We start from the raw sequence: 24,320 nt of genomic DNA, 5'->3' as shown, positions 1-24,320 counted from the left end.
TTCAAGCTATTATGTTAAGCCACTTCGCGTGAAGCACTCTTCAAAGGAAGGGTTACTTCAAATTGTGTGCCTTTATCTTTTTCACTCTTAACTGCGATTCTTCCATTTAGGCGTTTGACGATGTCATTGACATAACTCAAACCTAGCCCAAACCCTTTTACATTATGGATATTACCAGTTGGAATGCGGTAAAACTGGTCAAAAATCTTCTCTGCTTGGTCTTTTGTCATCCCAATACCTTTGTCGCTTACGGAAATAATGATGTTCTTTCCTTTGTTGTAAGTTTTAAAAGTTATGTCCGGACTGTCCTTACTATATTTAATGGCATTGTCTACCAGATTGTACATGACATTCGATAAGTGTAGTTCATCACCGATCACCACATCTTCCGCCGCATCCAACTGAACCGTCAGATTCCCATTGGCTTTTTCCAATTGGAGTTTCATACTTTCCAATACGGCGCTGGCCAAGGTGTTGATCTGTACATTGACCCGTTCAATCTTCAAATTTTCTTTTTCCAATCGCGCGATGTTCAATACCCTTTCAATATGTGATCCCAATCGTACATTCTCATCGTAGATGATGTTAGCGAGTTTATTGACCCGTTTTCCATCGGCGGAAATCTCAGGGTCACGCAGGGATTCACTTGCAATCATGATGGTAGCAACCGGCGTTTTAAATTCGTGGGTCATGTTATTGATGAAATCCGTTTTCATCTCCGACATTTTTTTCTGACGGAAGATAATCATCAAGGTATAGGCAAAACACCCGATCAACAGCGCTAATAAAGCCAGGATTGGAAACAACCAATAGCCCATATTGCTGGTGATAATGCTTTTTTTGTTCGGGAAGAAAATGCGGAGTTCGCCGGGAGGTTTTCCTTCATCCCCCTGGAATAATTTGACCGCATAATCTTTATGGTCTTCGGAAAATTCCATGGGTTCATTATTGATCTGGTAAACCTCACTGAAGACCAATGGGGAATTCTTGGAAGTCTGTACCTGCATGACAAAGGATGCGGTAACTCCTCTTTCCTCTAGTTCTCTCACCAATAATTCCATGACGTAGACCCTGTTCAATCTTTTTTCAAGCGGGCGTTTGGCCAATTCAATACCGATGGCCACATCTTGAACCACGGAACTTTTCTTGCCACTTAACACCGCTACTGAATCGTATAGACTGGAGGCTTCACCAAGCTTGGTCATGTTCAGTTTCTCGATCTGTTGTTCCAGGTCAATGATCTGCATGATCAATTTTCGGTTGGTCCGCGGTTGTAGGGTTATCCATTGAAAACTTGACGCTACCCGTTGGTTCACCTCAAAATGAGGTAGGATATAACGAGTACTGTCGTCCCTAACTGGACTGTTCGGCAATTCTTTTATGGCATCTACCCGAGGGGAAGGCTGTATGGTACCATCGGGTTGTAGAATAGGCTCCAACCAGATGGTCAATAATTTTCTGTTCTCACTTTTACGGACGTAGGTCTCGAAAAACTCATTGCTGATGGGAACATTCATGAAGGACATGTTCAAGCGGCGTTCGTCGGCATTGAAGCGCTGTTCATAGCGGAAAAGTTCGGCTTGAAGGATTTTGATCTTCTCTTGGATGGCCACCTGCTCGGTCAGGATCTTTTGCTTTTGTTCCTGCTCCTTTTGGCTTTCCAGAAAACGCTTCTGGTTCTGTCTTTCCTGTTCCCGAGCAAAATCATAGATCTCTTTCTGCTCCAGTTTGTTCCCAACTGCTGCCAGGGATGCTTTGACAGCATCATCAAAAATCTTTGATTTCTGGCGGAAGGATTCGCGAATAAAATAATATTGCATTGCCATTACCCCAATCAGGGCGATGGACATCAACCAAATTATTAACGCAATACTTCTTTTCTTCATTTGTTACAAAAGTAATAAGGGAAATGACCTTATTTATCCATTTAACACAATTTAACAGCAATTAGGTCAGGCAAATAGCGGAATTCTTGTTAGCTTAGAACATTATTAAAAGTTTATAAATCTATTGATTATGAAATATTTCGCATTGTTGACTTTTGGGCTACTTGTTTCCATCAGTACGTTATATGCCCAAAATAAGGAAAATAAACAGGAAGGTAAAGTGATAAAGGGAGCTTTGTCCTTAAATGCTGATACCGCCAAGAGCAAAGATCAATTTTCAAACATGAATTTTTTGATACAGCCACAAAAACTTGCAGTTAATGGGATTCCGAATGCATATCGTCAAAAAAACGATGATTCAGTCATTCTACATAAATACCTGGATCCTAAAGCTAGTGTAGCAATGCCAGGCACCGAAATCCTGGACAATAAACAAGAGAAAAACCAAAAAGGAACCATTTTAAAGCCTTTGATCAAGAAATAATAGCTATTAAGGAAAGTAAAAGCCCGGGCATAAGCTCGGGCTTTTTATGTTTCTAGATGTATCGGATGAGGATTATTTTACTTCAGAAACACGGATGGTGTTTGTTCTTCCTTTCGCATGTAGTGGCGTAGAAGACGTATTGATCACGATCTGACCAGGTTCTACCAAACGGTGCTGTTGTAAAAGTCCATTTACATCTTGGATCGTACCATCGGTACTTTCGTATTTTTCGTAGATGAAGGCTTTCGCACCCCAAACTAAGCTTAATGTACGCAATAATGTTCTGTTACCGGTAAAGACATAAATATCGGCATCCGGACGGTAACTAGCAATTTCCATCGCTGTATATCCTGAAGCGGTCATGACCGCAATAGCAGAAGCATTTGTTTTTTCGGCCAAGAAGATGGATGAGCTACAGATGGCATCTGGAATACGGGTTACACCTACTGTTCCCAAGGTTTCTTTTTCGCTGTAGTAAGGGTAAGATGTCGCTTCTACATGGGTAATCACCTTTGCCATGGTTTCAATAACGATCTCTGGGAATTCACCTACAGATGTTTCACCAGAAAGCATCACTGCATCAGCACCATCGATCACCGAGTTAGCCACGTCGTTCACCTCAGCACGCGTAGGACGTGGTGTAGTGATCATACTTTCCAACATCTGGGTCGCAATGATTACCGGTTTGGAAAGGTTACGGCATTTCTGTACAATGATCTTCTGAAGTCCTGGAACTTCTTCCATTGGCATTTCCACACCCAAGTCACCACGAGCTACCATGATCGCATCCGTAGCCTCGATGATCGCATCGATGTTATCGATCGCTTCTGGTTTTTCGATCTTCGCAATCACTTTGGCATGTGATCCCTTTTCCTTGATGATCTCCTTACATTGGTAAATATCTTCAGCTGAACGCACGAAAGACATGGCAATCCAATCGGCACCATGATCTAAAGCAAAGTTCAGATTGTCCAGATCTTCTTCTGTTAAGGAAGGGATAGATACTTTGGTGTTCGGCAGGTTCACGCCTTTGCGGGAAGTTAGGATACCGCCGTGTACCACTTCGCAGGTAACTGTATCTTTATGATTAGTGGTTAATACGCGTAACTGTAATTTACCATCATCTAACAAAATGATCTCGCCTTCTTTTACATCATTAGGAAAGTTTTCATAAGTGATGTAGATTCTTTTTTCATCGCCGATCAGTTCATCGGTCGTGATTTCAACGGCACTACCGTTGACCAAGATGGCACCGCCTTCTTTCATCTTTCCGATACGGATTTTAGGTCCTTGTAGATCGGCTAATATACCCACATTGAAAGGGTGTTCTTGGTTGATTTCGTTAATGGTATTGATTACTTTGAGGTGATCCTCTTGACTTCCGTGGGAGAAATTAAGGCGACAAACATCGACACCTTTAGCAATCATACGGGTCAGAACATCTTTTTTAGAGGAAGCTGGGCCTAATGTTGCAACAATTTTGGTCCGCTTTTTTAGTTTATCCATTTGAATGAATTTTAATTTTTTATATTCTTACTGTTATCAATTCGCAAATAAAATCCCCGATTTGCGAAGGTTAGGTTTATGTGTAGAAGTTACACTATCTAAATAATTCGCTAAAATATCAGATTTTCTTTAGATTTCAATGCGGTTGGGTCTATTTCTTTTACAAGAAGGACCTCGGGTATGGTTTTAATATTGTCGATAAGTGCGTCTAAATCATCAGGATGTATAAAATGCTTGATGATCAGAAAATAATCAAAGCTAAGGATTTCCGGCACTAAAGAAGCTCCTTCGATGGATTTGTTACTTAACAGGTAGTATTCAAATTCGAAGGTAGGGTTATGGAACCGGAAAATGTTAAAATGCTGTTGTACAGGTTTTTTGTTTTTTTTGTTTTCGTAAATGATGTGATAGTCCAATTCATCCTGCGGTTTATCTTTTTTATTTCCGTTATGGTCGTAATAGTCCTCTTTTCCGTTGATAAATTGGAGCCCTGTATGCTTGTTGATAAAATGGGCCAGGCGATAATCGCGAAGTACTGAGCTAATTCCTACTAAATTAAAATCCAGTTCCAGGTCGAAGTCGGTTTCCAGTTTAAAAGTGATCTTACTCAAGCCAAATAAAGCGTTTAGTGATTAACAAAAATAAAGAAATATGCGGTTTAATCTATGAAATATGATAAAATTAACATTAAAAATAGATTAAGTTTGTAAAACAATTTTAGTTTTATTATTATTGAATAAGGTTAGTATCTAAGCGGTTGAAAAACCAAAACTGGGGTACCTTTGTTCTTTATTTGTTTCCAAAAGTCAAAAAGATTTGATTATTGGGGAAATTTATTTTTTCTTTGCACAGATTTATTAAACAATTAAACTAGAAAATCATGTCAGATATCGCATCAAGAGTAAAAGCAATTATCGTAGAAAAGTTAGGTGTAGACGAAAATGAAGTAACACCAGAAGCTTCTTTCACGAATGATTTAGGTGCAGACTCACTTGATACAGTAGAGTTGATCATGGAATTCGAAAAAGAATTCAACGTTGCAATTCCTGATGACCAAGCTGAAAACATCAGTACTGTAGGTCAAGCAATCGCTTACTTAGAAAAAAACGTTAACTAACTAATTTTATTAGGCCAGACATCATAAATGGAGCTTAAGAGAGTAGTTGTAACAGGATTAGGCGCACTTACACCAATCGGCAACACCGTCCCAGCTTACTGGGAGGGTTTGATCAATGGTGTAAGTGGAGCCGCTCCTATCACACATTTTGATGCGTCAAAATTCAAGACCCAGTTTGCTTGTGAAGTTAAGGGATTTGATCCCCATGAGTTCATGGATCGTAAAGAGGCGCGCAAAGTAGATCCGTTCGTGCAGTACGCCATTGCTTCTACAGATGAAGCGGTGAAGGATGCCGGATTGGATTTTGATAAATTAGATAGAAACCGCATAGGGGTAATTTGGGGTTCGGGTATTGGTGGTTTGACTACTTTTACAGAGGAGGTTGCCAATTTCTCAAAAGGAGATGGTACACCACGCTTTAACCCATTCTTTATTCCGAAAATGCTCGTGGACATTGCTCCAGGACATATTTCAATGCGCCATGGCTTAAGAGGACCTAACTTTTCCGCTGTTTCAGCGTGTGCATCTTCTACCAATGCGATGATCGATGCTTTTACCTATATCCGTATGGGTAGGGCAGATGTAATCATTACAGGTGGTTCGGAGGCGACAATCAATGAAGCAGGGATTGGTGGTTTCAACGCGATGCACGCACTTTCTACACGAAACGATGATCCGAAAACTGCTTCTCGTCCATTCGACAAGGACCGTGATGGATTTGTTTCTGGTGAAGGTTCGGGCGCGATCATCTTGGAAAGCCTTGAGCATGCATTGGCACGCGGAGCAAAAATATATGCTGAGGTAGTTGGCGGAGGCATGAGTGCTGATGCACACCATATCACAGCTTCACATCCTGAAGGATTGGGCGCGAAATTGGCGATGACCATGGCCATCAACGATGCCGGTATGGACTTCTCGGATATCGATTACATCAACGTTCATGGTACTTCCACACCAGTTGGAGATATCAGCGAAACGAAAGCGATCGTGGATCTATTCGGTGAGAATGCCTACAAGCTGAACATCAGCTCAACAAAGTCAATGACAGGCCACTTATTGGGGGCAGCTGGGGCAGTGGAAGCAATTGCTTCGATCCTGGCGGTGCAGAACGATATCGTTCCACCAACGATCAACCACTTTACGGATGATCCTGAAATTGATAACAAATTGAATTTCACATTCAATACCGCTCAGAAACGTGTTGTGAATGCAGCATTGAGTAATACCTTTGGCTTTGGAGGCCATAACGCTTCCGTTATTGTCAAAAAGTATAAAGGTTAACATGGTATTTTATCCTATAACAGGCTAAGAATTTTACTGATAGGTAGTTGATCTTTTTCGACTACCTATTTGTTATTTAATATAATCATGCCCATTAAACAGGTCTATAATCTATATCTGTCTCCCAGTCGATCATATGTACGGAAGCTAAAAAACCTATTGGGTTTTGTTCCAGGAAATGTGCGTTTATACCAAATGGCATTTCGGCATAAGTCTGTCGCTATCCTGATCAAAGATGGGGTAAAGAACAGCAATGAGCGTTTGGAGTTTTTGGGGGATGCCGTTCTGGGATCTGTTATCGCAGAACTTTTATTTAAACTTTATCCTTATAAGGATGAGGGGTTCTTGACGGAGATGCGGTCAAAGATCGTTTCCCGTTCAAACCTCAATCAGCTTTCCCGCAAGTTGGGACTGAACGAATTGATCGAATACGATGCCCGGATGATCAGTTACCCGAATAAACAAGGGTCGCTTTTGGGAGATGCCTTTGAAGCCCTTGTTGGTGCGGTCTACCTGGATCGTGGCTATCAATTCACCCGGGAATTTTTGTTGACCAGGATTATCAAACCCCATGTGGATATACATACCTTGGAAATCACGGAGACCAATTTTAAAAGTCGCCTGATCGAATGGTGTCAACATAACGGTAAAGAAGTGGCATTTTTGCAGATCGATAATCCGGAAGGAGAATCCAATAAGTTATTTTCTGTGAAGGTTGTGGTAGACGGTGAAGATTGTGGAATAGGAAGAGACTTCAACAAAAAGAGTGCAGAAAAATTGGCTGCCGAGAAAGCATGTGAATACCTGAAAGTATTTACAGACTTTACCATCTAAACATTTTATACGAATTAGCCTTACGATTTCAGTATGAAAGCAATTAAACCATCATTAGCAAAAGGAACTCGTGATTTCACTCCTGTAGAAATGGAGAAAAGAAATCATATCTATAATACCTTAAAAACCATTTTCAAAAAATATGGTTACAGCGAAATCCAGACACCTTCGTTTGAGAACCTTAGTACCCTGACCGGTAAATATGGGGATGAAGGGGATAAGCTGATCTTTAAGATTCTGAACTCTGGAGATTACCTTTCCAAAGCACCTGAAAAGCTGTTGGAAGAGAAGAAATCCACAGAACTGATATCTTCCATTTCGGAAAAAGCCTTGCGTTACGATCTTACCGTTCCGTTCGCCAGGTATGTGGTGATGCATCAGCATGAGATTACCCTTCCATTCAAGCGTTTTCAGATCCAGCCGGTTTGGCGTGCGGATCGCCCGCAGCGAGGTCGCTATCGCGAATTCTACCAATGCGATGTGGATGTGGTGGGTTCTGATTCCCTATTGAATGAGGCTGAGTTTATTTTGATTTATCAGGAAGCCTTGACAAAATTAGGACTTCAGGATTTCAACATCAAATTGAACAACCGTAAGATTCTTTCCGGAATCGCGGAAGTGGTTGGGAAACCGGAATTGATCGTCGACATGACGGTGGCCATCGATAAGTTGGACAAGATCGGTCTGGAAGGTGTCAATAAGGAATTGCTTGAAAGAGGTTTTACAGAAGAGGATCTGGCGGTATTAAAACCGATCATTGAGTTGAGCGGAACAAACCTGGAGAAACTTACAGCCCTAAAATCGGTATTGGTGGATTCGGCTGTTGGTTTGCAAGGAATAGCTGAAATTGAGACCGTATTCGATTACCTGCAGAAACTGGGTCAAGGATCATTGCTGGAGAAAATCGTAGAAGTGGATATAACCCTGGCTCGCGGATTGAATTATTATACCGGCTGTATCTTTGAGGTGAAAACGAACGAAGTGCAGATGGGAAGTATTGGCGGTGGTGGTCGTTATGATGACCTGACCGGGATGTTTGGTCTGAAGGACCTCACGGGCGTAGGTGTATCTTTCGGTGCAGACCGGATCTATGATGTGCTGGAAGAATTGAATCTGTTTCCGCCGAGCAATGCAGAACGCACGAAAGTGTTGATCATTAATTTTGACAAGGAACTGGAAGGCTTTACCTTGCCACTATTGTACCAGTTGAGGGATGCGGGGATTGCGGCTGAGTTATATCCTGCCGCTGTGAAACTCAAGAAACAGATGAGCTATGCCGACGCAAAACAGGTGCCTTATGTGCTGTTGATTGGAGACGAGGAGGTTCGTTCGGGGGAACTGTCCCTGAAGAACATGGAGAGCGGGGAGCAGGAAAAGTTGGGGATTGCTGCTTTAATTGAAAAACTTAAATAAGTATTCTAAGATATAAATGAAATAAATCGACTCTAAGTAGGGTCGATTTTTATTTTGTAACCTAAAATTTATCAAAAATCTCGTTAATATTGATTAAATTTGTGGTCAGTTTAGTAAAGAAATTCAATACTTAGAAATGAGTTCAACACCTATAACAAAAGAAACCTACCTAGAGTGGTATAAATCTATGCTGCTCATGCGCAAATTTGAAGAGAAGTCAGGCCAGCTATACGGACAACAAAAAATCCGTGGATTCTGTCATTTATATATCGGACAGGAAGCTGTTGTGGCTGGTACCATGTCTGTTATCAAGCCGGAAGATTCCTTAATCACTGCTTATCGCGATCATGCTCATGCCTTGGCTAAAGGGGTATCTGCAGATGCATGTATGGCAGAATTGTTCGGTAAAGCGACAGGCTGTTCAAAAGGTAAAGGTGGTTCTATGCACTTTTTCTCGAAAGAGCATAAGTTTATGGGTGGCCACGGTATTGTAGGTGGACAGATTCCATTGGGTGCCGGTATTGCCTTTGCAGAGAAATATTTGGGAACTGATAATGTGAACATTTGTTATATGGGTGATGGAGCGGTTCGTCAAGGAGCGTTCAATGAAACCTTGAATATGGCGATGTTATGGAAATTACCAGTGATCTTTGTTTGTGAGAACAACGGTTACGCGATGGGTACTTCTGTAAAACGTACGACCAACATGCAAGATATCTACAAAATGGGATTGGGATTTGATATGCCAAGTGCACCGGTAGATGGAATGGATGTGGTTGCAGTTCACAACGCGATGGATGAAGCCGTTCAACGTGCTCGTGCAGGTGAAGGACCAACTTTCTTGGAGATCCGTACGTACCGTTACAAAGGACACTCGATGTCTGACCCAGCGAAATACCGTACCAAAGAGGAGTTGGAAGAATACAAAGAGCGTGACCCAATCATCGCGGTTAAACATGCTATCGTAGAGAATAAATATGCAGATGATGCATGGTTCGATCAAGTAGAAGCTGAAGTTAAGAAAACGGTTGATGATTCTGTTAAATTTGCAGAAGAGTCTCCATATCCTACTGCAGAAGCAATTTATGAAGATATTTACGTACAGAAGGATTATCCTTTTGTAATGGATTAATGAACGATAATTACTTTAACTAATATAGAACAATCTTAAGAAATGGCTGAAGTAGTAAGAATGCCAAAAATGAGCGATACCATGACAGAAGGGGTCATCGCAAAATGGCACAAAAAAGTTGGCGATAAAGTAAACTCTGGAGATTTAGTTGCAGAGATTGAAACAGATAAAGCAACAATGGATTTCGAATCTTACCAAGAAGGAACCTTGTTGTACATCGGCCCTAAAGAAGGCGAAGCAGTGGCAATTGATGCTGTGATCGCTGTTTTAGGCGAAGAAGGAGAAGATTATGAGGCATTGTTGAAAGACGATGGTTCAGCTGCTCCTGCGAAAAAAGAAGAAGAGAAAGCGGAACCTGCGAAAGAGGAATCTTCCAAAGAAGAGTCTTCGAATGAAGAGGCTACTGGATCGAATGTTACTGCAGAAGATCTTGGTGTTACGGTTATTACGATGCCTTTGTTGAGTGATACCATGACGGAAGGGGTTATCGCACAATGGAACTTTAAAGTTGGAGATACCATCAAATCTGATGATGCTATTGCTGATGTGGAAACGGACAAAGCGACCATGGAAGTAACAGCTTACGCAGATGGTACTTTATTATATGTAGGTGTTGAGGCTGGACAGGCAGCGAAAGTAAATGATATCATTGCTATCGTTGGTCCTGCTGGAACAGATGTTACACCTTTATTGAACCAAAAATCGGCTGCTCCTGCTAAAGGAGAAGCGAAGAAGGACGACGCAAAACCTGCAGAGGAGAAAGCAAATGCTGCTGCTCCTGCAGAATCAGGTTCGGCACCTGTTGCTGCTGATGATTCTAGGGTTAAAGCATCTCCATTGGCTCGTAAGATTGCTAAAGATAAAGGAATCGACCTGAACCAAGTAAAAGGTTCGGCAGAGAACGGAAGAATCGTGAAGAAGGATGTGGAGAATTTCGTGCCTTCGGCAGCGCCTGCTGCTGCGGCTGCATCTGCTCCTGCAAAATCTTCGGATGCGGAAGTGAAAACCATCAGTCTACCGACTTATATTGGAGAAGAACGTTATACCGAGAAGCCTGTTAACCAGATGCGTAAAACAATTGCTCGCCGCTTAGGAGAGTCCTTGTTCACCGCACCACATTTCTATCTGACGGTAAGCATCGATATGGATAATGCGATGTCTGCACGTGCGCAGATCAATGAAGTAGCACCGGTTAAGGTTTCCTTCAATGATATGGTTATCAAAGCGGTTGCTGTTGCGTTAAAACAACATCCTAATGTTAACTCTTCTTGGTTGGGTGATAAGATCCGTTACAACGAGCATACGAATATCGGTGTGGCCATGGCTGTTGAAGATGGTCTATTGGTACCGGTTATCCGTTTTGCTGACGGTAAATCGTTGTCACACATCTCTGCAGAGGTGAAAGACTACGCACAGAAAGCAAAAGCTAAGAAATTGCAACCAGCTGATTGGGAAGGTTCTACCTTTACCGTATCTAACTTGGGTATGTTCGGAATCGATGAGTTCACATCGATCATCAACTCTCCAGATGGTGCCATTCTTTCCGTTGGAGCGATCCAACAGGTTCCAGTGGTTAAGAACGGAGCTGTTGTTCCTGGAAATATCATGAAGCTGACTTTAGGTTGTGATCACCGTGTGGTTGATGGCGCGACTGGAGCGCAATTCCTTCAAACATTGAAAGGATTGTTGGAAGCACCAATCCGTTTGTTGGCATAAGGGTTCAACTTTTAAGATATGTTAAAAGGGGTCATTTTTTGACCCCTTTTTTTGTTAATTTTCAGAAGAAATGCTAATTTGTCGGTTAGGTTAATTTAGGTTGATATAAACTTATATACACAATATATTTTGGTGATTACAAGGTTATTTTTAATGATGGGTTTAGGGGCAATGGTTGTCATGTCCTGTGCTTCCCCAGAGGCCAAACAACAAGAGGTCAAGGTCAATCAGGCAAAGAAAGATAGCATCAGTTTACTATACGATCCGAAGGCAGCGAACATGGAGATCGATGCGTTTATGCAGAACCTCCATAAGCGTTCAGGATTCAATGGGAATGTGCTGGTAGCCAAGAAGGGAAAGATCTTGTATCAGAACTCTTTTGGATGGGCAGATTACCTTCTGAAGGACAGCTTGAATCTGGGTTCACAGTTTGAATTGGCGTCTGCATCAAAACCATTGACGGGTTTGGCTGTTATGAAACTGGTAGAAGAGGGGAAATTGAAACTCGATCAGACGGTCAATGATTTCTATCCGGACTTTCCATACCCAGGCATCACCATAAAACAACTGTTGAGCCACCGTTCTGGTCTTCCTAACTATGTTTATTTTTCGGAAGACGTGTATAGGGCAGAGAAGAGGGATCAGAAGAAAGGAATGAGCAATCAGGAGGCGATGAACCTGTTGATTCAACATCACCCGAATAGATATGGAGCTCCTGATGGAAGGTTCCATTATAATAATTCGAATTATATGGTGTTGGGATCGATCATTGAGAAGGTAACTGGAAAAGATTTCGCGGTTTACATGAAGGAAGCCATCTTTGATCCTGCAGGAATGAAACATACCAACGTATATTCCAAGGCTGTTTATGAAAAGATCCCTACGAAGGTGATTGGCCATGATAGGGTTTGGAGACGTTCTGTAGTCCAGAATTATTTGGATGGACCGGTGGGAGATAAGGGTATTTACAGTACGGTTCAGGATATGTTCCTATTGGATCTGGCTATCCGCGATGGGCGGATATTGAAACAGGAGACGCTAGATTCAGCCTATGTGCCAAGGAGTGATGCGAAAAGAAGCTTGTTCAGTTATGGATATGGCTGGCGAACCTTTAATCCACCAGGAAATCCGATGGTTTACCATACGGGTTGGTGGCATGGATTTAAGAGTTTGTATGTTAGGGACTTGAAAAACGATGTGGTTATTGTGCTGTTGACGAACATGGCAAATGGCAGTTTGAATAATCTAGATAATTTGTATAAGATATTAGAAATTCCTATTTTGAGACAAAATGCTTACAATGCTAGTGGCGAATATGTAGAGGCTAGTGGTAGCAAATAGCTAAAATAAATTTATTATGAAAAAAACCTTGATTTTAGGGGCGAGTACTAACCCAGCTAGATATTCATATTTAGTAGCGAATAAATTAGTGCGCAAAGGATTTCCAATTGTCAATGTAGGGCGCAAGACAGGGAAGGTTGCTGGCGTTGAAATCGAACCTGCAGAGGAGATTCACGATGATATTGATACGGTTACCCTGTATGTTGGGCCTCAGAATCAATCCGCATATTATGATTATGTGTTGAAGACTAATCCGAAACGCATTATTTTTAATCCTGGTGCAGAAAATCAGGAATTGGCGGATAAGGCAAGAGCGCAAGGGATTGAAGTGGTGGAAGCTTGTACGTTGGTGATGCTGAATACAGGGCAGTTTTAGGGAGTAGTTAGTAGTTAGTAGTTAGTATTTAGTAGTAAGACGTTAGATTATAGACGTTAGATAATAGATATTTTATGGAGCGAGGGGTGGACCCCTCGCTTTTTTGTTTTTACAAGTTCGTGTTGGTGGGGATTGGTTTTAAAGGTTTGGGATTAGGCAAGAAATTCTAACGGATATTATCTGTTTTCTTGAGGCGGTTTCCAATGTGTAACTTCAAAATATGTTTGAAATAGAGTTGTAATCGTGGTTTAAGTAGGTTTAAAGTAGGGTTAAAGTAAAGGGGAAGTATGTATAGCATACATTTTACATACTTTATGATTGCTTTCAGTATGGTTTGAGTACGAAGGCAACTTTATTAGTATGAAAGGGGAAGAAATTCGGGAAGTTGCGGGGAGTGATTTATTGTGGGGAAGCGGGGGGTGATTTGTGGAGGGGAAGAAAGAGTGATTTTTTGGTTGGATGAGGGAGTGATTGTTTGGTTGGATGAGGGAGTGAATTGTAGATGGAAACATCAATCTTAAAAAAATAATTTACTAACTATTTGATAGTTATAAAAATGTTTGTACTTTTGCAATCCCTTAATGGGAGAATTGTGTCTTGAGCGAAGCCCTACTGCTTCGATGGACTTTTAATTAATTTATTTATAACATGTCAGGAATTATTGGTAAAAAAGTAGGAATGACCAGCCTGTTCAACGCTGATGGGAAGAACATCCCATGTACAGTAATCGAGGCTGGGCCGTGCGTGGTAACGCAGATACGTACGGTAGAGAAGGACGGTTATTCAGCTGTTCAACTTGGATTTGATGATGCCAAGGAAAAGAACACAACCGCACCTTTAAAAGGACACTTTGCGAAAGCAGACGTAAGTCCTAAGCGTAAACTAGTTGAATTCAAAACTTTCGAGGATGAGAAACAACTAGGTGACGTTGTTGATGTTACTTTATTCGAAGAAGGCGAGTACGTAGATGTAGTTGGTACTTCTAAAGGTAAAGGATTTCAAGGCGTTATGAAGCGTCACGGATTTGGTGGTGTAGGTGGTGCGACTCACGGTCAGCACAACAGACTACGTGCACCAGGTTCATTGGGAGCTTCTTCTTGGCCTTCCAGAGTATTCAAAGGTACTCGTATGGCAGGTCGTACAGGTGGAGACAGAGTAAAAGTTCAAAACTTACAAGTATTGAAAGTTTATGCTGAGCAAAACCTAATCGTTGTTAGTGGTTCCATTCCAGGAGCTAAAGGTTCATATGTAATCGTAGACAAATAGTAGAGATGGAAGTTAACGTATTAAATTTATCAGGTAAAGAAACAGGTGCCAAGGTGCAACTTCCTGAATCAGTTTTCGGCTTAGAGCCAAACGACCATGCGATCTATTTGGATGTGAAACAATACTTAGCGAACCAACGCCAAGGAACAGCCAAAGCAAAACAACGTAATGAGATCGCGGGTTCAACTCGTAAATTACACAAACAAAAAGGTACTGGTGGCGCTCGTGCGGGCTCTATCAAATCTCCATTGTTTAACGGAGGTGGTCGTGTATTCGGTCCAGTTCCACGTGACTACAGTTTCAAATTGAACAAGAAATTGAAACAATTAGCACGTAAATCTGCATTATCTTACAAAGCACAAGAGAACAATGTTTTAGTATTGGACGAAGTAAACTTCGATACGATCAAAACTAAAAACTACTTGGCTTTAGTAAATGCATTAAACATCGCTGACGAAAAAACCTTATTGGTATTGCCAGCGTACAACAAAAATGTTTATTTATCAAGCAGAAACTTGAAGAAAGCAAAAGTTGTTGTAGCATCAGATTTGAATACATATGATGTATTGCACGCTACAAAATTATTGTTGACAGCAGATTCTGTTAAAACTTTGGAGGAAGCATTCGCTAAGTAATATGGAAATTATTAAAAAACCTATTTTAACGGAGAAAGCTTCATTGTTGACGGAAAAAGGAAACCGTTACGCTTTCAAAGTAGATCATAGAGCAAATAAGATTCAAATCAAAACAGCTGTTGAAGCTATGTTCGGTGTTACTGTAGTAGCAGTAAACACAGCGGTAGTTGCTGGTAAAGCAAAAAGCCGTTATACAAAAGCAGGATTTGTTTCAGGAAGAAGCCCTAAGTATAAAAAAGCCATCATCACGGTGAAAGATGGTGAAACTATTGACTTTTACAGTACACTATAATAAGAAATGGCAGTTAAAAGATTCAAACCGGTTACCCCTGGTACTCGTTTTAGAGTAGGTGCTGATTACTCGGACGTTACAACAAACGTTCCTGAGAAATCATTAGTAGTTGGCATCAATAAGCGTTCAGGTGGTCGTAATAACTCCGGTAAAATGACTATGCGTTACATCGGTGGGGGACATAAGAAAGCATACCGATTAATTGATTTCAAACGCGATAAAAAAGACGTCCCTGCAAAGGTAGCTACAATTGAGTACGATCCGAACCGTACAGCACGTATTGCATTATTGCACTACGCTGATGGTGAGAAGCGTTACATCATTGCTCCAGCTGGATTGACCGTAGGTCAGACAGTAGTTGCAGGCGAGAACGTTGCCCCAGAAGTAGGAAATACTATGCCATTGGCAAACATCCCATTGGGTTCTATCATTCACAACATTGAATTGAATCCAGGACAAGGTGGTTCCATTGCACGTTCAGCAGGTACATATGCACAATTGTCTGCACGTGATGGCAAGTATGCAATCATCAAATTGCCTTCAGGCGAGACACGTATGATCTTATTGACTTGTGTTGCTACGATTGGTTCAGTATCAAATGCTGAGAAATCGAACCAAGTATTAGGTAAAGCGGGTCGTAAGCGTTGGTTAGGCCGTCGTCCAAGAGTTCGTGGTGTGGCTATGAACCCGGTAGATCACCCTATGGGTGGTGGTGAAGGTCGCTCTTCAGGAGGTCACCCTCGTTCACGCACAGGAGTTTTAGCGAAAGGCTACAAAACTCGTTACAAGAAGAAAATATCGAATCGTTACATCATTGAGAGAAGGAAAAAATAATGGCTCGTTCAATTAAAAAAGGTCCTTATATCGATCACAACTTAGAAAGAAAAGTTCTTTCTATGAATGAAACAAACAAGAAGTCAGTAATTAAGACTTGGTCTCGTAGATCAATGATTTCACCTGATTTTGTTGGCCATACCTTCGCAGTGCACAACGGGAATAAATTCATTCCGGTTTATGTAACAGAGAATATGGTTGGTCACAAGCTTGGTGAATTTGCGCCTACGCGTACTTTCAGAGGCCACGCAGAAAAGAAAAAATAATAGGTAATGGAAGCAACAAAAAAACTCAAAAAATCTGTTTTAATTAAACAGCGCAAAGAGCAGGAAAAAGCTCAAGTAGGAGGAGCTTCTACTGCCAAATTATTAAACTGCCCTACATCGCCTCGTAAAATGCGTTTAGTGGTAGATCTAATCCGTGGTCAGAAAGTAGAGAACGCTCTTTACATTCTTAAACATACAAGCAAAGAAGCTGCAGTAAGAGTTGAGAAATTATTATTGTCGGCGATCAAAAACTGGGAAGCAGCAAACGAAGGTTCTTCAGTTGCAGACAGTGGCTTATATGTAAAAGAAGTATCTGTAGGTGGTGGTCGTCAATTGAAAAGATTACGTCCAGCTCCACAAGGTCGTGGTTACAGAATCCGTAAGCGTTCAAACCATGTAACTTTGGTAGTAGATAGTTTAAATAACGTTAATAACTAATAAATAAAAGAATGGGACAAAAAGCAAATCCAATAGGTAGCAGATTAGGGATCATCAAAGGATGGGATTCTAATTGGTTCGGAGGCAACAACTATTCTGATAAGTTAGTTGAAGACGAAAAAATCAGAAAATATCTTTCAGTACGTATCGCCAAAGGCGGAGTAGCGAAGGTTGTTATCGAGCGTACGTTGAAACGTATCACGGTAACTATCCACACTGCACGTCCAGGAATCGTTATCGGAAAAGGTGGTCAAGAAGTTGATAAGATCAAAGAAGAGTTAAAGAAATTAACTAAGAAAGATGTTCAGATCAACATTTTCGAGATCAAACGTCCGGAATTAGATGCGAAATTGGTTGCAGAAGGTATTGCAAAACAATTAGAGGCTCGTATTTCATTCCGTCGTGCAATGAAAACAGCTATCGCATCTACTATGCGTATGGGTGCTGAAGGTATCAAAGTAATGTGTTCTGGTCGTTTAGGTGGTGCTGAGATGGCACGTACTGAGCAGTACAAAGAAGGAAGAACTCCTTTGCACACATTGCGTGCTGATATCGATTATGCATTAGCAGAAGCATTGACAACTTACGGTAAGATTGGTGTTAAAGTATGGATCTGTAAAGGTGAAGTATACGGAAAGAGAGATCTTTCTCCTAACATCGGTCAAGCATCAGGCGTAAAAACCCGTGGAGGAAACGAAGGTGGTAATGACCGTCGTGACAACCGTGGAGGTGGCCGTCGTGATAACAACCGTGGAGGTCGTCGCGATAACAACCGTGGTGCAAAAAGAGATTAATTAATTAAAGATTTAAAACTATCTGTCTAGACAGATTTAAATAGAATACGAACATGTTACAGCCAAAAAGAACGAAGTTCAGAAAGATGCAGAAAGGCCGTATGAAAGGTAATGCTTCTCGTGGAGCAGAATTAGCTTTCGGTTCTTTCGGTATCAAATCAATGGAGCCAGCATGGATCACTAGCCGTCAGATTGAGGCAGCTCGTATTGCCGTTACACGTTACATGAAACGTGAAGGACAAGTATGGATCCGCATTTTCCCTGACAAACCAGTTACGAAAAAACCTGCAGAGGTACGTATGGGTAAAGGTAAGGGTGCTCCAGAATATTGGGTAGCGGTAGTGCGCCCAGGCCGTATGTTATTTGAAGCAGAGGGAGTTCCATTGGAAATCGCAAAAGAAGCATTACGCTTAGCTGCTCAAAAATTACCGGTTCAAACGAAGTTTGTTATACGTAGAGACTACGTAGAAGCATAATAATCGTCGGTAATGTCCCATGTTAAGCCTTACAGCCGTTACCTGTAAGGCCTAGTAAAACAAGCGGATAACCCGGCACAACAAATTGAAAAATGAAAAATTCAGAAATCGTAGAATTATCAACTGAGGATTTAACAGCTCGTCTCGCTGAAGAGAAAGCTGCCTTGAACAAATTGAAATTTGCACATGCTGTTTCTGCTATTGAAAACCCTAACGTGATCAAAGCAGCTCGCAAAGTTATTGCACGTATCTCTACCGAGATCTCTAAGCGTAATAATGCAGCAAAATCTGAAACAGCCGCTGAGGCATAAAATTTAAGTCGAAATGGAAAGAAATTTAAGAAAAACAAGAATCGGCTTAGTAGTTAGCAACAAGATGGACAAGTCTATCGTAGTGGCTGTTGAGCGTAAAGTGAAGCACCCAATTTACGGTAAATTCGTTAAGAAAACTACTAAATTTAAAGCTCATGACGAACAAAATACCTGCGGTATCGGCGATACGGTATTAATTATGGAAACTCGTCCGCTGAGTAAGACTAAGAACTGGAGATTAGTAGAAATTTTAGAAAGGGCTAAATAACATGGTACAACAGGAATCAAGACTAAATGTAGCTGACAATAGCGGTGCTAAAGAGGTTTTAGTAATTCGTGTATTGGGCGGTACGCGCAAGCGTTATGCATCTATCGGTGATAAAATTGTTGTTACCGTTAAGAGCGCTATCCCTTCAGGAAACGTGAAAAAAGGATCAGTTTCAAAAGCTGTAGTAGTACGTACGAAAAAAGAAATCCGTCGTAAAGATGGTTCTTACATTCGTTTCGACGACAATGCTGCAGTATTGTTAAATAACAACGATGAACCACGCGGTACACGTATCTTTGGCCCAGTAGCTAGAGAGTTACGTGAGAAGCAGTTCATGAAGATTGTATCACTAGCACCGGAGGTTTTATAATTATGGCACAGAAAACACAAAAAACTACGCACAAAATCAAAATTAAAAAAGGAGATTTAGTGAAAGTTATCGCTGGTAACTCTAAAGGTGTTCAAGGAAAAGTATTGCAAGTTTTAGTGGATGCTAACAGAGCAGTAGTTGAAGGCGCTAACATCGTTAAAAAACACACTAAACCTAGTGCAGCAAATCCAAATGGTGGTATCATCGAGAAAGAAGCTGCCATCAACATCTCAAACTTAGCTTTAATCGATCCTAAGACAGGTAATCCAACCCGCGTAGGACGTAAAGTGAATGCAGATGGTAAAATAGTTCGTTACGCTAAAAAATCAGGGGAGGAAATCAAATAATGACATACGTTCCAAGATTAAAAGTGAAATATGCGGAGGAAATCCGTACAGCACTTAAAGAGAAGTTCCAATACAAGAGCGTTATGCAAGTTCCTAAATTGGAGAAAATCGTTGTTTCCCAAGGTATCGGTGCTGCAACAGCTGACAAGAAATTGATCGATAACTCGATTACTGAGTTAACGACTATTACTGGTCAACAAGCAGTTCCTACGAAATCGAAGAAGGATATTTCCAACTTCAAATTACGTAAAGGTATGCCAATCGGAGCACGTGTTACTTTGCGTGACAACAACATGTATGAATTCTTAGATCGTTTGATCGCAGTTTCATTGCCTCGTATCCGTGACTTCCGTGGTATCAACGATAAAGGTTTCGATGGACGTGGTAACTACAACTTAGGTATCACAGAGCAAATCATCTTCCCTGAGATCAACATTGACAAGATCAACAAGATCGCAGGTATGGATATTACTTTCGTAACATCTGCTAAGAATGATATCGAAGCTTTAGAGTTATTGAAACAATTCGGATTACCATTCAAAAATCAAAACACGAACAACAATGGCTAAAGAAGGAATCAAGGCGCGTGAAGTAAAGCGTCAAAAATTAGTAGCAAAATTTGCAGAGAAACGTGCGGCATTAAAAGCTGCAGGTGATTACGCTGCATTAGACAAATTGCCTAAGAATGCTTCTCCTGTTCGTTTGCACAACCGTTGTAAATTAACAGGCCGTCCTAAAGGATATATGCGTCAATTCGGTATCTCTCGTGTAACATTCCGTGAGATGGCATTAGACGGAAAAATCCCAGGGGTGAAAAAAGCTTCTTGGTAATTCATAAAAAATTTATACTTTTGCCCGGATAAATCGCTCAATGCGATTTATCGGGTTTTTTTTGCATTGCAATATTTTTAACAGATAGCAGGTCTATTTCTTAGGTTAGAAGATAGAAACCGTTATCATAATTTAATACATATAATGAATACAGATCCAATAGCGGATTACCTTACCCGAGTAAGGAATGCCATCAAGGCCAACCACAGGGTTGTTGAAATTCCTGCATCGAACCTTAAAAAAGAAATCACAAAAGTTCTTTTCGACAAAGGTTACATTGCTAATTACAAATTTATTGAAGAAGGACCTCAAGGTTCGATCAAGATTGCGTTGAAATATCACCCAATTAGCAAAGTACCGGCTATTCGCACATTGACACGTGTGAGTAAACCTGGTTTAAGAAAGTATGCAAGTGTTGACAACTTACCTCGTGTATTGAATGGTTTAGGAATTGCGATTTTGTCTACTTCTAAAGGAGTAATGTCAGACAAAGAAGCTGCCGTTCAAAACGTTGGTGGAGAGGTTTTATGTTACATTTATTAATCTAGGAAAAAAACACAAAAATGTCAAGAATTGGAAAAGCGCCAATCGCTATCCCTTCGGGAGTATCGATTACAGTTTCAGACAAGAACCTGGTAACTGTTAAAGGCCCTAAAGGTGAGTTATCACAACAAGTAGACAGAGACATTACGGTACAACAAGAAGATGGTAACATCGTCGTAACTCGTCCTACAGAACAAAAGAAACACAAAGCATTACACGGATTATACCGCGCCCTGTTGAACAACATGGTGGTAGGTGTAACAGAAGGGTACAAAACTACACAAGAGTTAGTGGGTGTTGGTTACCGTGCATCAAACACTGGTAATACATTAGAATTAACTTTAGGATTCTCTCACCAGATTGTATTCGTATTGCCAAAGGAAATTACTGTAACAACAACTGCTGAAAAAGGAAAGAACCCAACGATCACGTTGGAGTCTACCGACAAACAATTGATCGGACAGATCGCGGCTAAGATCCGTAGCTTCCGTAAGCCAGAGCCATACAAAGGTAAAGGTATCAAGTTTGCGGGTGAAGTATTAAGAAGAAAAGCAGGTAAATCAGCTAAAAAATAAAAACCATGGCAGGAATTAAATCAGCTCGTAGAGAGCGAATCAAAAAAGGAATCAGAAAACACCTGGCTGGATCAACAGAACGTCCACGTTTAACAGTTTTCAGAAGCAATAAAGGTATCTACGCACAGATTATTGATGATGTAAATGGTAAAACTTTAGCATCTGCATCTTCAAACTCTAAAGACTTTGCGGCATCAGGCAACAAAGTAGAGCAATCTAAAGCTGTTGGAAAATTAGTTGCAGAGAAAGCGATCGCAGCAGGAATTAGCAAAGTAGTTTTTGACCGTAATGGGTACTTATACCACGGCCGTGTTAAGTCATTGGCTGAGGGTGCTCGCGAAGGCGGTTTAGACTTTTAATCAATTAAGGAAAATGGCATTAAGCAATATTAAAAGAGTAAAATCAAGCGAGATTGAATTAAAAGATCGCTTAGTAAGCATCCAACGTGTAGCGAAAGTAACTAAAGGTGGTCGTACATTTAGTTTTTCAGCTATCGTGGTAGTTGGAGATGAGAATGGTATCGTAGGATACGGATTAGGAAAAGCTAAAGAGGTTACTGAAGCGATCACTAAAGGTATCGACGATGCGAAAAAGAACTTGGTAAAAGTTCCTATCATCAAAGGTACAGTACCTCACGAACAATACGGTAAATACTCTGGTGGTTCAGTTTTGATTAAACCAGCGGTAAGTGGTACAGGAGTTCTAGCGGGTGGTGCTATGCGCGCCGTGTTAGAGTCTGCAGGTATCAAAGACGTATTGGCGAAATCATTAGGATCATCAAACCCACACAACGTGGTTAAAGCAACAATCGATGCATTGGCAAACATGCGTGATGCGTATACTGTTGCACAACAACGCGGTGTCGATTTAAACAAAGTATTTAACGGTTAATATCATGGCAAAAATCAAAATTACCCAGATAAAGAGCGTTATCGACAGAAGCGAGCGCCAAAAGAAAACTATTGAGGCATTAGGTTTGAAACGTATCAACCACTCAGTAGAAGTTGAAGCTACAGCAGCGATCATTGGTATGGTTCGTAAAGTGAACCACCTAGTTGCAGTAGAGGCAATCTAAGAATTTCCAAATGGAAGGGATACTCACTATCCTTTCCATTTTGTTAATACTATTTTTTAATTGTTACTACCTGTTTAGTGAGAGCGAAGGGGTAACATCATTCAACAAGAAAATGAATTTAAGTAATTTAAGACCAGCAGCTGGTTCAACGAAAACAAGAAAACGTATTGGTCGTGGTCAAGGATCTGGACGTGGTGGTACTTCCACTCGTGGTCACAAAGGAGCAGGATCTCGTTCAGGTAACTCTACGAAGATCGGTTTCGAAGGTGGTCAGATGCCTTTGCAACGTCGTGTGCCTAAATTTGGTTTCAAAAACCACAACCGTGTAGAGTATGTAGGTATTAACTTAGATGTATTACAAGGTTTAGTGGAGAAACACAATTTAACTTCGGTTGATTTTGAAGCATTACGTGTTCACGGATTGGTGTCAAAGAATGATTTGATCAAGATCTTAGGACGTGGTGAATTCACTGCAAAAGTAGAAGTTAAAGCACATGCATTTTCAGCTTCAGCTCAAAAAGCTATCGAAGCAGCAGGCGGTTCTATCGTTAAATTGTAATACTACATGAAGAAACTAATCACAACCTTAACCAATATATGGAAGATAGACGAATTACGTAATCGTATTTTGAATACGTTACTATTTCTTCTAATATACCGCATCGGATGTCACGTGGTATTACCAGGTGTAGATCCAGATGCTCTGGTACAAAATAGGGAAGGTGGTAATGACATTCTTAACCTGATCAATATGTTCGCCGGAGGTTCATTCTCCCGTGCGGCTATTTTTGCGTTAGGGGTAATGCCATACATCTCTGCTTCTATCGTTGTGCAGCTATTGGGGATTGCTGTTCCTGCATTTCAAAAGATGCAGAAAGAAGGAGAGTCTGGTCGTAAGAAAATGACACAGATCACACGCTACCTAACCGTGGCAATTACGTTGGTTCAAGCAGTTGCTTATGTGAAGACTCAAATCGGTCCTGAAGCTAAAACAATTGCAGATCCTATGTTCTCCATTCTTTCCGCTATCGTTTTGACAGCAGGTACATTGTTTGTGATGTGGCTTGGTGAGAAAATTACGGATAAAGGTATTGGAAATGGTATCTCCTTGATCATCATGGCAGGTATTATTGCTCAATTACCGGCAGGTATTACTGCTGAATGGGCATCTCGTATGACCCAAGGTGGTGGTGGTCCGATTCCATTGTTGATCGAATTCGTTGCCTTATTCTTTGTTGTGATCTTTACGATCCTTATCGTACAAGGTGTTCGCAAGATCCCTGTACAGTATGCGAAGAAAATTGTGGGTAACAAACAGATTGGTGGAGTTCGTCAGTATATTCCTCTGAAGGTAAATGCGGCAGGTGTAATGCCGATTATCTTCGCTCAGGCAATCATGTTTCTACCTATGTCTTTAACCCAGTTCTTTCCGAATGTGCAATCAGACTTTTTGACTTCGTTGAGTAACTATACATCCGTTACGTATAATGTGGTATTTGCTTTATTGATCATTGCATTTACTTTCTTCTATACCGCGATTATGGTTAATCCGCAGCAAATGTCAGAAGACATGAAGAAGAACGGAGGTTTCATCCCTGGCGTTAAACCAGGTTATGAAACAAACTTATTTATTGATAACGTCATCTCTCATATTACATTCCCAGGGGCAATCTTCGTTGCGATTATTGCCATCTTACCTGCGATTGCTACTTTGTTCGGTGTGAACAATCAATTTGCACATTTCTATGGCGGTACCTCCCTTTTGATTTTGGTGGGTGTTGTTCTGGATACCATTCAACAAATTGAATCGCACTTATTGATGCGTCACTACGACGGATTGATGAAAACGGGTAGAGTTAAAGGAAGAAGTACGGCTAGTACTGTGGAAGGTTACGATCAATCAGCATTATAAT

At 41.0% G+C, this 24,320-nt stretch carries 33 protein-coding genes; 30 read left to right on the top strand and 3 right to left on the bottom strand.

Annotated features, from left to right (window positions below; translation table 11 throughout):
* Positions 1–14 precede the first annotated feature (14 nt).
* The gene (locus E3D81_RS02820; RefSeq protein WP_099366988.1) at positions 15–1,886 is read right to left on the bottom strand and encodes an ATP-binding protein; all 1,872 of its coding nucleotides are present in this window, start codon (positions 1,884–1,886) and stop codon (positions 15–17) included.
* Positions 1,887–2,016: 130 nt separating this feature from the next.
* Between E3D81_RS02820 and E3D81_RS02815 the strand changes: the two genes are divergently transcribed.
* A complete protein-coding gene (locus E3D81_RS02815; protein WP_134776319.1) occupies positions 2,017–2,370 on the top strand; it encodes a hypothetical protein in 354 nt (117 codons plus the stop codon).
* 72 nt (positions 2,371–2,442) lie between these two features.
* Here E3D81_RS02815 and pyk read toward each other — a convergent pair whose 3' ends face one another.
* Together pyk and E3D81_RS02805 are read right to left on the bottom strand one after the other, a co-directional pair.
* Positions 2,443–3,876 carry a pyruvate kinase gene (pyk, locus tag E3D81_RS02810; protein WP_134776318.1) on the bottom strand — a complete coding sequence of 478 codons (1,434 nt, stop codon included), beginning with the start codon at positions 3,874–3,876 and terminating at the stop codon, positions 2,443–2,445.
* A 110-nt stretch (positions 3,877–3,986) separates the two neighbouring features.
* Entirely contained in the window at positions 3,987–4,487 is a 501-nt protein-coding gene (locus tag E3D81_RS02805; RefSeq protein ID WP_134776317.1) for an IPExxxVDY family protein, read from the bottom strand.
* A 269-nt stretch (positions 4,488–4,756) separates the two neighbouring features.
* Here E3D81_RS02805 and E3D81_RS02800 point away from each other — a divergent pair, with 269 nt between their 5' ends.
* The 29 genes from E3D81_RS02800 (at position 4,757) to secY (ending at position 24,319) form a co-directional block, all read left to right on the top strand.
* A complete protein-coding gene (locus tag E3D81_RS02800; protein WP_079643602.1) occupies positions 4,757–4,993 on the top strand; it encodes an acyl carrier protein in 237 nt (78 codons plus the stop codon).
* 27 nt (positions 4,994–5,020) lie between these two features.
* A complete protein-coding gene (fabF, locus tag E3D81_RS02795) occupies positions 5,021–6,274 on the top strand; it encodes a beta-ketoacyl-ACP synthase II (RefSeq protein ID WP_099365487.1) in 1,254 nt (417 codons plus the stop codon).
* An 87-nt stretch (positions 6,275–6,361) separates the two neighbouring features.
* A complete protein-coding gene (gene rnc, locus E3D81_RS02790; protein ID WP_134776316.1) occupies positions 6,362–7,108 on the top strand; it encodes a ribonuclease III in 747 nt (248 codons plus the stop codon).
* A gap of 33 nt (positions 7,109–7,141) precedes the next feature.
* A complete protein-coding gene (gene hisS, locus E3D81_RS02785; RefSeq protein ID WP_134776315.1) occupies positions 7,142–8,521 on the top strand; it encodes a histidine--tRNA ligase in 1,380 nt (459 codons plus the stop codon).
* 136 nt (positions 8,522–8,657) lie between these two features.
* On the top strand, positions 8,658–9,653 hold the full coding sequence (gene pdhA, locus E3D81_RS02780) for a pyruvate dehydrogenase (acetyl-transferring) E1 component subunit alpha (protein ID WP_099365484.1): 996 nt from the start codon (positions 8,658–8,660) through the stop codon (positions 9,651–9,653).
* A gap of 42 nt (positions 9,654–9,695) precedes the next feature.
* Complete coding sequence (locus E3D81_RS02775; protein ID WP_134776314.1) at positions 9,696–11,369, top strand: dihydrolipoamide acetyltransferase family protein; 1,674 nt, start codon at positions 9,696–9,698, stop codon at positions 11,367–11,369.
* 153 nt (positions 11,370–11,522) lie between these two features.
* Positions 11,523–12,710 carry a serine hydrolase domain-containing protein gene (locus E3D81_RS02770; protein WP_134778369.1) on the top strand — a complete coding sequence of 396 codons (1,188 nt, stop codon included), beginning with the start codon at positions 11,523–11,525 and terminating at the stop codon, positions 12,708–12,710.
* Between the two features lie 16 nt (positions 12,711–12,726).
* Entirely contained in the window at positions 12,727–13,086 is a 360-nt protein-coding gene (locus E3D81_RS02765) for a CoA-binding protein (RefSeq protein WP_099365481.1), read from the top strand.
* Positions 13,087–13,734: 648 nt separating this feature from the next.
* Positions 13,735–14,352 (top strand): 50S ribosomal protein L3, encoded by a 618-nt coding sequence (gene rplC / locus E3D81_RS02760; RefSeq protein ID WP_099365480.1) that lies wholly within the window; start codon positions 13,735–13,737, stop codon positions 14,350–14,352.
* Positions 14,353–14,357: 5 nt separating this feature from the next.
* Positions 14,358–14,987, top strand: a complete 630-nt coding sequence (rplD, locus tag E3D81_RS02755) for a 50S ribosomal protein L4 (RefSeq protein WP_134776313.1) — start codon at positions 14,358–14,360, stop codon at positions 14,985–14,987.
* A gap of 1 nt (position 14,988) precedes the next feature.
* A complete protein-coding gene (gene rplW / locus E3D81_RS02750) occupies positions 14,989–15,279 on the top strand; it encodes a 50S ribosomal protein L23 (RefSeq protein WP_099365478.1) in 291 nt (96 codons plus the stop codon).
* Between the two features lie 6 nt (positions 15,280–15,285).
* Positions 15,286–16,113: a 50S ribosomal protein L2 gene (gene rplB, locus E3D81_RS02745; protein WP_134776312.1), complete on the top strand. Its 828-nt coding sequence runs from the start codon at positions 15,286–15,288 to the stop codon at positions 16,111–16,113.
* Positions 16,113–16,379, top strand: coding sequence for a 30S ribosomal protein S19 (gene rpsS / locus E3D81_RS02740; RefSeq protein WP_002997495.1), 267 nt, complete (start codon positions 16,113–16,115; stop codon positions 16,377–16,379). Before rplB ends, rpsS begins: the two co-directional genes overlap by 1 nt.
* A gap of 6 nt (positions 16,380–16,385) precedes the next feature.
* Complete coding sequence (gene rplV, locus E3D81_RS02735; RefSeq protein ID WP_099365476.1) at positions 16,386–16,817, top strand: 50S ribosomal protein L22; 432 nt, start codon at positions 16,386–16,388, stop codon at positions 16,815–16,817.
* A gap of 11 nt (positions 16,818–16,828) precedes the next feature.
* Positions 16,829–17,611, top strand: coding sequence for a 30S ribosomal protein S3 (gene rpsC, locus E3D81_RS02730; RefSeq protein WP_099365475.1), 783 nt, complete (start codon positions 16,829–16,831; stop codon positions 17,609–17,611).
* A 53-nt stretch (positions 17,612–17,664) separates the two neighbouring features.
* Complete coding sequence (rplP, locus tag E3D81_RS02725; protein ID WP_099365474.1) at positions 17,665–18,087, top strand: 50S ribosomal protein L16; 423 nt, start codon at positions 17,665–17,667, stop codon at positions 18,085–18,087.
* Between the two features lie 92 nt (positions 18,088–18,179).
* Positions 18,180–18,398, top strand: coding sequence for a 50S ribosomal protein L29 (gene rpmC / locus E3D81_RS02720; protein ID WP_099365473.1), 219 nt, complete (start codon positions 18,180–18,182; stop codon positions 18,396–18,398).
* A 13-nt stretch (positions 18,399–18,411) separates the two neighbouring features.
* On the top strand, positions 18,412–18,666 hold the full coding sequence (rpsQ, locus tag E3D81_RS02715; protein ID WP_013665010.1) for a 30S ribosomal protein S17: 255 nt from the start codon (positions 18,412–18,414) through the stop codon (positions 18,664–18,666).
* A 1-nt stretch (position 18,667) separates the two neighbouring features.
* Positions 18,668–19,036, top strand: a complete 369-nt coding sequence (rplN, locus tag E3D81_RS02710) for a 50S ribosomal protein L14 (RefSeq protein WP_037498951.1) — start codon at positions 18,668–18,670, stop codon at positions 19,034–19,036.
* Between the two features lie 2 nt (positions 19,037–19,038).
* A complete protein-coding gene (gene rplX, locus E3D81_RS02705) occupies positions 19,039–19,383 on the top strand; it encodes a 50S ribosomal protein L24 (protein WP_099365472.1) in 345 nt (114 codons plus the stop codon).
* Positions 19,383–19,952 (top strand): 50S ribosomal protein L5, encoded by a 570-nt coding sequence (gene rplE / locus E3D81_RS02700; RefSeq protein ID WP_099365471.1) that lies wholly within the window; start codon positions 19,383–19,385, stop codon positions 19,950–19,952. The genes rplX and rplE overlap by 1 nt, the downstream gene beginning before the upstream one ends.
* The gene (gene rpsN, locus E3D81_RS02695) at positions 19,945–20,214 is read left to right on the top strand and encodes a 30S ribosomal protein S14 (RefSeq protein WP_093364161.1); all 270 of its coding nucleotides are present in this window, start codon (positions 19,945–19,947) and stop codon (positions 20,212–20,214) included. Before rplE ends, rpsN begins: the two co-directional genes overlap by 8 nt.
* 141 nt (positions 20,215–20,355) lie before the next feature.
* Positions 20,356–20,757 (top strand): 30S ribosomal protein S8, encoded by a 402-nt coding sequence (gene rpsH / locus E3D81_RS02690; protein WP_231596050.1) that lies wholly within the window; start codon positions 20,356–20,358, stop codon positions 20,755–20,757.
* A 20-nt stretch (positions 20,758–20,777) separates the two neighbouring features.
* Complete coding sequence (gene rplF / locus E3D81_RS02685) at positions 20,778–21,332, top strand: 50S ribosomal protein L6 (protein ID WP_099365469.1); 555 nt, start codon at positions 20,778–20,780, stop codon at positions 21,330–21,332.
* Positions 21,333–21,337: 5 nt separating this feature from the next.
* Positions 21,338–21,691, top strand: a complete 354-nt coding sequence (gene rplR / locus E3D81_RS02680; RefSeq protein ID WP_099365468.1) for a 50S ribosomal protein L18 — start codon at positions 21,338–21,340, stop codon at positions 21,689–21,691.
* Positions 21,692–21,704: 13 nt separating this feature from the next.
* Positions 21,705–22,223 carry a 30S ribosomal protein S5 gene (rpsE, locus tag E3D81_RS02675; RefSeq protein WP_099365467.1) on the top strand — a complete coding sequence of 173 codons (519 nt, stop codon included), beginning with the start codon at positions 21,705–21,707 and terminating at the stop codon, positions 22,221–22,223.
* A 4-nt stretch (positions 22,224–22,227) separates the two neighbouring features.
* Positions 22,228–22,407, top strand: coding sequence for a 50S ribosomal protein L30 (rpmD, locus tag E3D81_RS02670; protein ID WP_099365466.1), 180 nt, complete (start codon positions 22,228–22,230; stop codon positions 22,405–22,407).
* Between the two features lie 112 nt (positions 22,408–22,519).
* Complete coding sequence (gene rplO / locus E3D81_RS02665) at positions 22,520–22,966, top strand: 50S ribosomal protein L15 (RefSeq protein ID WP_099365465.1); 447 nt, start codon at positions 22,520–22,522, stop codon at positions 22,964–22,966.
* A 6-nt stretch (positions 22,967–22,972) separates the two neighbouring features.
* Positions 22,973–24,319: a preprotein translocase subunit SecY gene (secY, locus tag E3D81_RS02660; RefSeq protein WP_099365464.1), complete on the top strand. Its 1,347-nt coding sequence runs from the start codon at positions 22,973–22,975 to the stop codon at positions 24,317–24,319.
* Position 24,320: the final 1 nt, after the last annotated feature.

It is taken from the genome of Sphingobacterium sp. CZ-2 (assembly GCF_004526235.1).
Taxonomy (GTDB): Bacteria; Bacteroidota; Bacteroidia; order Sphingobacteriales; family Sphingobacteriaceae; genus Sphingobacterium; species Sphingobacterium tenebrionis.
This window is presented reverse-complemented; position numbering and strand designations above follow the sequence as displayed.

What these genes read in the sequence shown, in the direction of transcription:
- rplO (WP_099365465.1), top strand. Translation starts at nt 22,520, where the DNA reads ATGAATTTAAGTAATTTAAGACCAGCAGCTGGTTCAACGAAAACAAGA.
- rplR (WP_099365468.1), top strand. Translation starts at nt 21,338, where the DNA reads ATGGCAGGAATTAAATCAGCTCGTAGAGAGCGAATCAAAAAAGGAATC.
- secY (WP_099365464.1), top strand. Translation starts at nt 22,973, where the DNA reads ATGAAGAAACTAATCACAACCTTAACCAATATATGGAAGATAGACGAA.
- E3D81_RS02775 (WP_134776314.1), top strand. Translation starts at nt 9,696, where the DNA reads ATGGCTGAAGTAGTAAGAATGCCAAAAATGAGCGATACCATGACAGAA.
- rplD (WP_134776313.1), top strand. Translation starts at nt 14,358, where the DNA reads ATGGAAGTTAACGTATTAAATTTATCAGGTAAAGAAACAGGTGCCAAG.
- rpsC (WP_099365475.1), top strand. Translation starts at nt 16,829, where the DNA reads ATGGGACAAAAAGCAAATCCAATAGGTAGCAGATTAGGGATCATCAAA.
- E3D81_RS02820 (WP_099366988.1), bottom strand. Translation starts at nt 1,886, where the DNA reads ATGAAGAAAAGAAGTATTGCGTTAATAATTTGGTTGATGTCCATCGCC.
- rpmD (WP_099365466.1), top strand. Translation starts at nt 22,228, where the DNA reads ATGGCAAAAATCAAAATTACCCAGATAAAGAGCGTTATCGACAGAAGC.
- rplF (WP_099365469.1), top strand. Translation starts at nt 20,778, where the DNA reads ATGTCAAGAATTGGAAAAGCGCCAATCGCTATCCCTTCGGGAGTATCG.
- rplC (WP_099365480.1), top strand. Translation starts at nt 13,735, where the DNA reads ATGTCAGGAATTATTGGTAAAAAAGTAGGAATGACCAGCCTGTTCAAC.
- rplX (WP_099365472.1), top strand. Translation starts at nt 19,039, where the DNA reads ATGGCACAGAAAACACAAAAAACTACGCACAAAATCAAAATTAAAAAA.
- rnc (WP_134776316.1), top strand. Translation starts at nt 6,362, where the DNA reads ATGCCCATTAAACAGGTCTATAATCTATATCTGTCTCCCAGTCGATCA.
- E3D81_RS02770 (WP_134778369.1), top strand. Translation starts at nt 11,523, where the DNA reads ATGATGGGTTTAGGGGCAATGGTTGTCATGTCCTGTGCTTCCCCAGAG.
- rpsS (WP_002997495.1), top strand. Translation starts at nt 16,113, where the DNA reads ATGGCTCGTTCAATTAAAAAAGGTCCTTATATCGATCACAACTTAGAA.
- rpsE (WP_099365467.1), top strand. Translation starts at nt 21,705, where the DNA reads ATGGCATTAAGCAATATTAAAAGAGTAAAATCAAGCGAGATTGAATTA.
- rpsQ (WP_013665010.1), top strand. Translation starts at nt 18,412, where the DNA reads ATGGAAAGAAATTTAAGAAAAACAAGAATCGGCTTAGTAGTTAGCAAC.
- rplV (WP_099365476.1), top strand. Translation starts at nt 16,386, where the DNA reads ATGGAAGCAACAAAAAAACTCAAAAAATCTGTTTTAATTAAACAGCGC.
- rplW (WP_099365478.1), top strand. Translation starts at nt 14,989, where the DNA reads ATGGAAATTATTAAAAAACCTATTTTAACGGAGAAAGCTTCATTGTTG.
- rpmC (WP_099365473.1), top strand. Translation starts at nt 18,180, where the DNA reads ATGAAAAATTCAGAAATCGTAGAATTATCAACTGAGGATTTAACAGCT.
- fabF (WP_099365487.1), top strand. Translation starts at nt 5,021, where the DNA reads ATGGAGCTTAAGAGAGTAGTTGTAACAGGATTAGGCGCACTTACACCA.
- hisS (WP_134776315.1), top strand. Translation starts at nt 7,142, where the DNA reads ATGAAAGCAATTAAACCATCATTAGCAAAAGGAACTCGTGATTTCACT.
- rpsN (WP_093364161.1), top strand. Translation starts at nt 19,945, where the DNA reads ATGGCTAAAGAAGGAATCAAGGCGCGTGAAGTAAAGCGTCAAAAATTA.
- pdhA (WP_099365484.1), top strand. Translation starts at nt 8,658, where the DNA reads ATGAGTTCAACACCTATAACAAAAGAAACCTACCTAGAGTGGTATAAA.
- E3D81_RS02800 (WP_079643602.1), top strand. Translation starts at nt 4,757, where the DNA reads ATGTCAGATATCGCATCAAGAGTAAAAGCAATTATCGTAGAAAAGTTA.
- rplE (WP_099365471.1), top strand. Translation starts at nt 19,383, where the DNA reads ATGACATACGTTCCAAGATTAAAAGTGAAATATGCGGAGGAAATCCGT.
- rplP (WP_099365474.1), top strand. Translation starts at nt 17,665, where the DNA reads ATGTTACAGCCAAAAAGAACGAAGTTCAGAAAGATGCAGAAAGGCCGT.
- E3D81_RS02765 (WP_099365481.1), top strand. Translation starts at nt 12,727, where the DNA reads ATGAAAAAAACCTTGATTTTAGGGGCGAGTACTAACCCAGCTAGATAT.
- rplB (WP_134776312.1), top strand. Translation starts at nt 15,286, where the DNA reads ATGGCAGTTAAAAGATTCAAACCGGTTACCCCTGGTACTCGTTTTAGA.
- E3D81_RS02815 (WP_134776319.1), top strand. Translation starts at nt 2,017, where the DNA reads ATGAAATATTTCGCATTGTTGACTTTTGGGCTACTTGTTTCCATCAGT.
- rplN (WP_037498951.1), top strand. Translation starts at nt 18,668, where the DNA reads ATGGTACAACAGGAATCAAGACTAAATGTAGCTGACAATAGCGGTGCT.
- pyk (WP_134776318.1), bottom strand. Translation starts at nt 3,876, where the DNA reads ATGGATAAACTAAAAAAGCGGACCAAAATTGTTGCAACATTAGGCCCA.